Origin of the sequence: Ralstonia sp. ASV6, from assembly GCF_016429285.1 — a bacterium.
GTDB lineage: Bacteria > Pseudomonadota > Gammaproteobacteria > Burkholderiales > Burkholderiaceae > Ralstonia > Ralstonia flaminis.
Genome location: NZ_JAELUI010000316.1, coordinates 1 through 1,229, shown reverse-complemented (window position 1 = coordinate 1,229; position 1,229 = coordinate 1). Strand labels below are relative to the sequence as shown.

The following is a 1,229-nucleotide window of genomic DNA, read 5'->3' as shown; positions in this document are numbered from 1 at the left end:
GGCAAGCCGCTGCTGATGTATTCGCCTTACGAGGCGCGCTACTTCCACCAGTTGGTGAGTGGCCTGCTCGAACGTGCTGAGGTATTGCCCGACATCGTCGAATACGTCAGCCAGATCCACTCGATGCTGGCGCTGGTGCGCGCAGGGATTGGCGTGGCGCTGATTCCCGCTGCGGCATCGATGCTGCATTTTGAAGGCGTGGTTTATCGCCCTGTGCGCACCTCCCCCGCGAAACCGGTCGAGCTATGGCTGGCCCATCGCAAGGACAACGACAACCCGGCGTTCCAGGTGCTGAAAGACACGCTGCGCCAGTCGCTTACCGTGGGCCGCTGATGGCTTCAGAGGGCCGCACGGGCACCGAGCAGCGCGCCTGCCATATTCAGCACCACACCCATCCCATTGATGAGAATGGCAGCCATCCAGGCAACCGCTGACCGATAGCCCTGCGTTGGCCCGCGACGCAGATGGGCGAGCACACCACCCGCGCCGAGCACCAGCACGAAGCAGAGCATCGCCGCGCGGTACGCCGTATCGAACCCGGCTTGCCCTGACCACAGCGCCAGCGCATACAGCGCGAACACGCCGGTGGCGGCAACGAGGTTGGTGGGCGCCAGTGGCTTGCTACCCACCAGCGCCAGGGCAGCGCTCAGCGCATTGAAGGCCAGCGCGATGCACAGGTAAGCGATTTGCAGCAGCACGATCCGCATGGCAGTTCACAGGTTCAACGCATTGCGGATCAGGCTGCGCTGCAAGCGATGGCGCAACGTAGGACGCCCGAGCACAAGCGCATTCAGCCGTGTGGGGGCCTTGGTCAAGCAGCGGTAGCCGTTGGCGGTAACAAGCACCGTATCGGAGTGACGATACCCGCCCTCGCCCGCCAGATAGATGCCGGGTTCGATGGAGATCACCATGTTCTCCTGCAGCACATGTTCACTGCCTTCGGCAATCCAAGGTGGCTCGTGATTGCCCAGGCCGAAGCCGTGTCCGCAGCGGTGCAGCCGTACGCTGTCGCCCGCATAGCCACAACCGGCCAGGAAGCGGTTGACCTGCCAGTCCAGCTCCGCACAGTGCATGCCAGGCCGCACAAGTGAAAAGGCCCGCTCGCGCGCCGCTTCCAGCAGATGAAACAGCTCACGCGCACGCGGGTCGGGGCGTGTGGTGAAGAACGTGCGCTCGCTTTCTGCCGCGTAGCCGTTGACGCGGGTCAGCACCATCGCCACGTGTGGGCC

3 protein-coding genes are annotated in these 1,229 nt (G+C 64.3%); 1 reads left to right on the top strand and 2 read right to left on the bottom strand.

Features of this window, described 5'->3' with window-relative positions; translation table 11 throughout:
* The coding region (locus JHD73_RS27805; protein ID WP_233177195.1) for a LysR substrate-binding domain-containing protein at nt 1-333 on the top strand (333 nt) is incomplete at its 5' end.
* A gap of 5 nt (nt 334-338) precedes the next feature.
* On the opposite strand, the gene JHD73_RS27800 is transcribed toward JHD73_RS27805, so the two are convergent.
* Together JHD73_RS27800 and JHD73_RS27795 are read right to left on the bottom strand one after the other, a co-directional pair.
* A complete protein-coding gene (locus JHD73_RS27800) occupies nt 339-707 on the bottom strand; it encodes a hypothetical protein (protein WP_199033344.1) in 369 nt (122 codons plus the stop codon).
* A gap of 6 nt (nt 708-713) precedes the next feature.
* On the bottom strand, nt 714-1,229 hold a 516-nt coding region (locus JHD73_RS27795; protein ID WP_199033343.1), incomplete at its 5' end, for a Xaa-Pro peptidase family protein.